The 5,918-nt window shown below is 67.9% G+C and carries 8 protein-coding genes; 5 read left to right on the top strand and 3 right to left on the bottom strand.

Translation table 11 applies throughout. The features are described 5' to 3' along the window. Nucleotides 1–36: 36 nt before the first annotated feature. The 3 genes from atpD (at nt 37) to ACR2JA_RS16605 (ending at nt 2,626) form a co-directional block, all read left to right on the top strand. Nucleotides 37–1,443 carry a F0F1 ATP synthase subunit beta gene (atpD, locus tag ACR2JA_RS16595; RefSeq protein ID WP_434010181.1) on the top strand — a complete coding sequence of 469 codons (1,407 nt, stop codon included), beginning with the start codon at nt 37–39 and terminating at the stop codon, nt 1,441–1,443. A gap of 68 nt (nt 1,444–1,511) precedes the next feature. After that, a complete protein-coding gene (locus tag ACR2JA_RS16600; protein ID WP_434010182.1) occupies nt 1,512–1,928 on the top strand; it encodes a F0F1 ATP synthase subunit epsilon in 417 nt (138 codons plus the stop codon). Between the two features lie 134 nt (nt 1,929–2,062). After that, nucleotides 2,063–2,626, top strand: coding sequence for a cyclic nucleotide-binding domain-containing protein (locus ACR2JA_RS16605; protein ID WP_434010183.1), 564 nt, complete (start codon nt 2,063–2,065; stop codon nt 2,624–2,626). Between the two features lie 33 nt (nt 2,627–2,659). Here the strand turns inward: ACR2JA_RS16605 and ACR2JA_RS16610 are convergent, their stop codons facing one another. Genes ACR2JA_RS16610 through ACR2JA_RS16620 form a run of 3 tightly spaced genes read right to left on the bottom strand, consistent with a single transcriptional unit; the run spans nt 2,660 to nt 4,694 of the window. Continuing rightward, on the bottom strand, nt 2,660–3,193 hold the full coding sequence (locus ACR2JA_RS16610) for a TPM domain-containing protein (RefSeq protein ID WP_434010185.1): 534 nt from the start codon (nt 3,191–3,193) through the stop codon (nt 2,660–2,662). Beyond that, nucleotides 3,193–4,098 (bottom strand): TPM domain-containing protein, encoded by a 906-nt coding sequence (locus ACR2JA_RS16615; RefSeq protein WP_434010187.1) that lies wholly within the window; start codon nt 4,096–4,098, stop codon nt 3,193–3,195. The genes ACR2JA_RS16610 and ACR2JA_RS16615 overlap by 1 nt, the downstream gene beginning before the upstream one ends. Further along, nucleotides 4,095–4,694: a LemA family protein gene (locus ACR2JA_RS16620; RefSeq protein ID WP_434010188.1), complete on the bottom strand. Its 600-nt coding sequence runs from the start codon at nt 4,692–4,694 to the stop codon at nt 4,095–4,097. The genes ACR2JA_RS16615 and ACR2JA_RS16620 overlap by 4 nt, the downstream gene beginning before the upstream one ends. A 120-nt stretch (nt 4,695–4,814) precedes the next feature. Here ACR2JA_RS16620 and ACR2JA_RS16625 point away from each other — a divergent pair, with 120 nt between their 5' ends. Together ACR2JA_RS16625 and ACR2JA_RS16630 are read left to right on the top strand one after the other, a co-directional pair. Further along, nucleotides 4,815–5,252 (top strand): YybH family protein, encoded by a 438-nt coding sequence (locus ACR2JA_RS16625; RefSeq protein WP_434010189.1) that lies wholly within the window; start codon nt 4,815–4,817, stop codon nt 5,250–5,252. 23 nt (nt 5,253–5,275) lie between these two features. Further along, nucleotides 5,276–5,918, top strand: a 643-nt coding sequence (locus ACR2JA_RS16630) for a YheT family hydrolase (RefSeq protein WP_434010190.1), incomplete at its 3' end; no start/stop codon positions are given.

The raw sequence follows: 5,918 nt of genomic DNA on the forward strand, positions 1-5,918 counted from the left end.
AACGAGTATTCAAGAAAACGGAAAAAGGATTCAATCATGGCTCACGCTCAAGGCAAGATTGTTCAGTGCATCGGCGCCGTCGTGGACGTGGAATTTCCGCGTGACCAGATGCCGCGCGTTTACGACGCCCTGAAAATGGAGGGCTCTGCCCTGACGCTGGAAGTCCAGCAGCAGCTGGGCGACGGCGTGGTGCGCACGATTGCGCTGGGCTCCTCCGACGGCCTGCGCCGCGGCTCCTCCGTCTACAACACCGGCGCCGCCATCACGGTGCCCGTGGGCACGGCCACGCTGGGCCGCATCATGGACGTGCTGGGCACGCCCATCGACGAGCGTGGCCCGGTCGACCAGACCCTGACCGCTCCCATCCACCGCAAGGCCCCGGCCTACGACGAACTGTCGCCTTCGCAAGAGCTGCTGGAAACCGGCATCAAGGTGATCGACCTGGTGTGCCCGTTCGCCAAGGGCGGCAAGGTGGGTCTGTTCGGTGGCGCCGGTGTGGGCAAGACCGTGAACATGATGGAACTCATCAACAACATCGCCAAGGCCCACAGCGGTCTGTCGGTGTTCGCTGGTGTGGGCGAACGTACCCGTGAAGGCAACGACTTCTATCACGAGATGGCCGATTCCGGCGTCGTGAACCTGGAGAACCTGCCCGAGTCGAAAGTGGCCATGGTCTACGGCCAGATGAACGAGCCCCCGGGCAACCGTCTGCGCGTGGCCCTGACCGGTCTGACCATCGCCGAGTCCTTCCGTGACGAAGGCCGTGACGTGCTGTTCTTCGTGGACAACATCTACCGCTACACCCTGGCCGGTACCGAAGTGTCCGCTCTGCTGGGCCGCATGCCGTCCGCCGTGGGCTACCAGCCGACGCTGGCCGAAGAAATGGGTCGTCTGCAGGAACGCATCACCTCGACCAAGGTTGGCTCGATCACCTCCATCCAGGCCGTTTACGTGCCGGCCGATGACTTGACCGACCCGTCGCCCGCCACCACCTTCGCCCACTTGGACTCCACCGTGGTGCTGTCCCGTGACATCGCTGCGCTGGGTATCTACCCCGCCGTGGACCCGCTTGACTCCACCAGCCGCCAGCTGGATCCGCTGGTGGTGGGCCAGGACCACTACGAAACCGCCCGCGCCGTGCAAGGCACGCTGCAGCGCTACAAGGAACTGCGCGACATCATCGCCATCCTGGGCATGGACGAACTGGCACCGGAAGACAAGCTGGCCGTGGCCCGCGCCCGCAAGATCCAGCGTTTCCTGTCGCAGCCGTTCCACGTCGCTGAAGTGTTCACCGGTTCGCCCGGCAAGTACGTGCCGCTGTCGGAAACCATCCGCGGTTTCAAGATGATCACCGCCGGCGAGTGCGACCACCTGCCCGAGCAGGCCTTCTACATGGTCGGCACCATCGACGAAGCCTTCGAAAAGGCCAAGAAAGTCGCCTAGGCGTGACCGGGGCTGACTGGTCGGCCCCGCACCGCTGAATCCTCTTTCACCTTTTCACAGGAGCAACTATGAGCACCATCCACGTCGATGTGGTCAGCGCCGAAGAGTCCATCTTCTCCGGCGAGGCCAAGTTCGTGGCCCTGCCGGGTGAAGCGGGCGAGCTGGGCATCCTGCCCGGTCACATCCCCCTGATCACCCGCATCAAGCCCGGTGCCGTGCGCATCGAAAAAGCCGACGGCGGCGAAGAGTTCGTGTTTGTGGCCGGTGGCATTCTGGAAGTGCAGCCGAACTGCGTGACCGTGCTGTCGGACACCGCCATCCGCGGTCACGACCTCGACGAAGCCAAGGCCAACGACGCCCGCAAGTCGGCGGAAGAAGCGGTCAAGAACGCCAAGAGCGACATCGACCTGGCCAAGGCCACGTCGGAGCTGGCGGTGATGGCCGCCCAGATCGCGGCCCTGCGCAAGTTCCGCCAGAAAAAGTAAGACGCCGTGTGCGTTTTGCCCGCCCAGACCGGCCCCGAGCCGGTCTTTTTTTGTCCCGCCGCTGGCGCTGCGCGCGCGCGGCTGGGATGATGTCCGCAGGAACCTTTGGCATGTCGGACCCGCACGCTTCATCGATGTTTGAGAACCCGGACCTGGCGCCGGAAGAGGTCGCGGCGCGCATGCTGGTCACGCCCACCGCGCTGGACGATCTCACGCTCGCCGACGCGATGAAGGTGGTGAGTTACATGCGCCCGCAGGTCATCCCGGCGGGCTCGGTGTTCATCGAGGAAGGCGAGATCCGCAAGACCGACTACATGATGCTGGTGCTCGAAGGCGACATCGCGGTCGAGAACGAGCTGCCCGGTCTGAACGAGAGCATGGTGGTCAACGTGATCGGCCCAGGCCATCTGATCGGCGAGATGGGCCTGCTCGATGGCTCGCCGCGATCGGCCACCTGCACCGCCACCACCGACGTCGTGGTCGCGGTGCTCACGCGCACCGCGCTCATGCGCCTGCTCAGGGACGAACCGCGCGTGGGCGCGCGGCTGCTGCTGACCATCTCCACCCGCATGGCGCAACGCCTGCGCGACACCACCCGCAAGCTGCGCACCTTTGCGCAGATGAACAAGGCCATGCACGAGGAGCTGCAGGTGGTGATGAACAACCGCACCCGACTGGGTGACAAGCGTTCCAGCTGAGCTGGGTAGCGGTTGCCAGGGGGGCCTGCGGTATCATGCGCGCACCACGGCGTCGGGCAGTTCGTCCGGGTTGACGGTGTCGGCGTCGGCCGGGAAATGGGCCACCAGCAGTGCCGACACCTCTTCCAGTGCCTGGGTCAGGCCGTCCTCGAACGCCCCTTCGCGCAGGCGCTGCCCCAGCCGTTCCACCACCGCCTGCCATTGCGCAGCGTCCACCACTCGGGCCAGCCCGCGGTCGGCCACGATTTCGATCGCCTGCTCGGCCAGCAGCAGGTAGATCAGCACGCCGTTGTTCTGTTCGGTGTCCCAGATGCGCAGCCGCGCGAACCAGTCGAAGGCGCGCTCGCGCCCCAGCCGTCGCACGTCGTCGCCGCAGTGTGCCCGCCAGACCTGAGACGGCGGCAGTGCGGATTCGACGCAGATGCGCACTTCGCCCGTGTGGCGGCGTTCGCTGGCGGTCACCCGCCGGGCCAGGCGCTCGGCCATGGTGTCGGGCACGGCGCGCCGCGTGTCGGCGAGGTCCAGCCACAGGTGCCGCCACAGCCGCTGGATGCGGTGCAGGTGCATCACCAGCCCCCCGAGGCGCCGCCGCCCCCAAAGTTGCCCCCGCCACCCGAGCGAAAACCACCGACGCCGCCACCGAAGCCCCCGCCGCCAAAGCCACCATGCCCGGGCCCGTCCCAGCCACGACGGCCAGACCGCACCGGTGCCGTGGGCAGGTGCTGCATGAACAGCGCGACCAGCAGGGCCAGCAGGCCCGCACCCAGACCGATCCAGACCACCGAGGTGATCATCCAGGCGATGCCGCCCGCGGCGCCCCCGGTGAGCAGCGCGCCGAGATTGTTGCCGAAGATGCCGCGCAACACGCCTGAGAGGATGGGCACCGCGAAGGCGCCGAAGATCAGCAAGTCCATGGGCTCGTAGCCGTTCGATGACGCGTCGCGCTGGGTGGGCGCGGGCAGCGCCTCGCCCGCGATCAGCGCCAGGATCTGTTCGACCCCCGCACGGATGCCGCCCGCGTAGTCGCCCTGGCGGAAGGCGGGCGCCACGACCTGGTCGAGGATGCGCTGGGCCATCAGGTCGGGGATGGCGCCTTCCAGCGACTTGGCCGGTGCGATGCGCATGCGCCGGTCGTTCTTGGCGACCACGAACAGCAGGCCGTCACCCACGTCCTGGCGGCCGATCTTCCAGGCATCGCCCACGCGCTGGGTGTAGTCGGCGATGTCCTCCGGTGCCGTGGACGGCACGATCAGCACCACCACCTGGGCGCCGCGTTCCTGCTCGAAAAGGGCCAGGCGTTCTTCGATCGCGGCCAGCGCCGCGGCGTCCAGCGTGCCGGTCTGGTCCATCACGCGTGCGCGCAGCTCGGGCACCGGCAGCACGCCCTGGCCCCAGGCCAGCCAGGGCGCGAGCACCAGGGCCAGCCACACCAGCAGGGTGCGCACCGGGTGTGCGCCCGCCAGAGGCGTCATTTCTTCTCGAAGTCCACCGCCGGCGGTGCCGAGATGGCGGCCTCGTTCTGCACGGTGAAGTTGGCCTTGGGCGCGTAGCTGAACACCATCGCGGTCAGGTTGCTCGGGAAACTGCGGGTGAGCACGTTGGACGACTGCACGCTCTGGATGTAGCGGTTGCGCGCCACGGTGATGCGGTTCTCGGTGCCTTCGAGCTGCACGCGAAGGTCGGAAAAGCCCTGGTTGGCCTTGAGGTTGGGGTACTGCTCGACCACCACCATCAGCCGGCTCAGGGCACTGCCCACCTCGCCCTGGGCGGCCTGAAATTTCTGCATCGCCGCCGGGTCGTTGACCATCTCCGGTGTCATCTGGATCGATGTGGCCTTGGAGCGTGCCTCCACCACCTTGGTCAGCGTCTCCTGCTCGAAGTTCGCCTCGCCCTTGACGGTGGCGACGATGTTCGGGATCAGGTCCGCGCGGCGCTGGTACTGGTTGAGCACCTCGGACCAGGCCGACTTGCTTTCTTCGTCCAGGCGCTGGAAGTCGTTGTAGCCGCAGCCGGTGGTCAGCAGGGTGGCGGACAGCAGCGCGGCGGTCAGCAAGGCACGGTTGTTCATGGGGTCCTCCGGGGGCAAAGACCTATCATAGTGCGCGCCCGGGTGGCCCGATCAGGCCCTGAGCGCGGCCGCAGCGTCCCGCGAGACAATGCCGCCTGAACCCCCAACTCCCCCCACGCCATGCGCAAACCCAAACTGCCCCCGGGCTCGCCGGACGACACCGAACACGCGTTCTACGAAGCGCTGCAGCACGCCGACATCGACCGCCTGATGGCCTGCTGGGCCGACGAGGACGACATCGTCTGCGTGCACCCCGGTGGTCCGCGCCTGCTGGGCCACGCGGCGGTGCGCGCCGCCTTTGAAACCCTGTTCGCCAACGGCAGCGTCAAGGCCGTGCCGGAAAAGGTGCGCCGCCTCGACGCCGGCGGCTGCAGCGTGCACAGCGTGGTCGAACGCATCGAGGTGATGGGGCACGACGGCCCCGGCAGCGCCTGGGTGGTGGCCACCAACGTCTACGCCAAGACCGCGCAAGGCTGGCGCATGGTGGCGCACCACGCCAGCCCGGGCGCAGCCAGCGAGCCGGCCGAAGCACTCACCACCCCCACCCTGCTGCATTGAACCCCGACGACCGTAACGAACGCATGCAAACCCCCTGGGACTACCGCGCGCCCTGGTGGCTGCCGGGTGGCAATGTGCAGACCCTGTGGGCGGCGCTGGCGGCCCGCCGCCACTTCGGCCCGGCGCCCACCTGGCAACGCCGCCGCTGGACCACGCCCGACAGCGACTTCATCGACCTTGACATCGCGCAGCACAGCAGTGCGCCCGCCGCGCCGCTGCTGGTGCTGTTCCACGGGCTCGAAGGCTCGTCGGCCAGCGCCTACGCGCAGGCCTTCGCCGACTTTGCCGCCGCCCGGGGCCTGGCCTTTGTGGTGCCGCATTTTCGGGGTTGTTCCGGCGAGCTGAACCTGGCGCCGCGCGCTTATCACTCGGGCGATTTCCATGAGATCGACTGGGTGCTGCGCCGCCTGGCGGCCGAACACCCGCAGCGGCCCCTGCTGGCGGCCGGTGTGTCGCTGGGTGGCAACGCACTGCTGCGCTGGGCCGGGGAAATGGGGACGCAGGCGGCGCCGGTGGTGCGGGCCGTGGCGGCGGTCTGCTCGCCGCTGGACCTGGCGGCCGGCGGCCACGGCATCGGGCGCGGCTTCAACCGGCTGGTCTACACCCGCATGTTCCTCAACAGCATGGTGCCCAAGGCTTTGCAGAAGCTGCAGCAGCACCCCGGCC

This window comes from Hydrogenophaga sp. (assembly GCF_051007235.1).
Lineage (GTDB): Bacteria > Pseudomonadota > Gammaproteobacteria > Burkholderiales > Burkholderiaceae_C > Hydrogenophaga.